Origin of the sequence: Embleya sp. NPDC056575 (assembly GCF_042793325.1) — a bacterium.
GTDB lineage: Bacteria > Actinomycetota > Actinomycetes > Streptomycetales > Streptomycetaceae > Embleya.
Genome location: NZ_JBHTVA010000216.1, coordinates 1 through 1,000 on the forward strand (window position 1 = coordinate 1; position 1,000 = coordinate 1,000).

At 71.4% G+C, this 1,000-nt stretch carries 1 protein-coding gene; it reads right to left on the bottom strand.

The annotated features are described in order from the left end of the window. Positions 1-315: 315 nt before the first annotated feature. Positions 316-771, bottom strand: a complete 456-nt coding sequence (locus ACFRCG_RS48870; RefSeq protein ID WP_380043151.1) for an ATP-binding protein — start codon at positions 769-771, stop codon at positions 316-318. Between the last annotated feature and the right edge of the window lie 229 nt (positions 772-1,000).

The following is a 1,000-nucleotide window of genomic DNA, read 5'->3' on the forward strand; positions in this document are numbered from 1 at the left end:
TGCCGCGGGGGTGCGGAGGCCCGTGCCGTTACCGCCCCTGGCGCCTGTGACGCGGTCAGCGCCGCCATGGCCACCACCGCGATCGCCGTACCCCTGGCGCCTCTGACTCTCTGCCCTGCCACGTCGCGTTCCCCTCCCTGTGAGCCGATGTCGTCTGCTCTACGGGGCGGGGCGGCGGGTCCGTCGCACGGAGAGGGGCGATTTCGGGAAACGGGGTCCGCACGCGCGTCCGTCAAGATCTCCCTGAGCGGCCGGGGCGGTGCGGTCTCGAGGACCCGGCGGACGCGCGGGTACCGACGCGAGGGCTTCGCGGTGTCAGGCCAGTGGTTGCGCGGCCCGGCCGAGGGCTTGACCCGGAAGACCGATCTCCGCCCACACGACCTTGCCGGACGGCGGCCATGGCTCAGTGCCCCACCGGGCCGTGAGCGCGTCGACGAGGAGCAACCCGCGCCCCGTCTCGTCGGTGGAACTCGCGGTACGACGGGCCAGGGGCCGCCGATCGCCTCGCGGGTCGGCCACTTCGATACGGAGCGTGTCCGGCGCCTCGACGGTGAGCGTGAGCCGGAACCCGCGCCCCTTCACCTGCCCGTGCGTGACCGCGTTCGCCGCCAGCTCGGCGACGACCAGCGCGGCGGACTCGCTCACCTCGCAGCTGGGCGGCCATCCCCACTCGTCGAGTTGCCGCAGAGCCAGCAGCCGCGCCAGGCGGGCGCCGCGAGGCGTGGCGCTGAGCAGTTGGGTGAAATGCCGGGTGGAGATTTCTGACTTCATGTCACTGAGCGTGGCCGCCTCGCTCTACCCTGACCAGGGAATCCTTCGGTACGCAGAGTGCGCGTACGGGTACGGAAGGTGTCCTGTACGGGTTGTCGGCCGTGACCTGGTGGGGTGCGGGATCGCAGGGCGGGTGTTGGGATGACGATGACGGAGCCGCAGGAGACGTACGACGAGGGTGAGCAGGCCGGCGACCTGAACCGTGCGATCGGCAAGCAGGTCAAGGTAC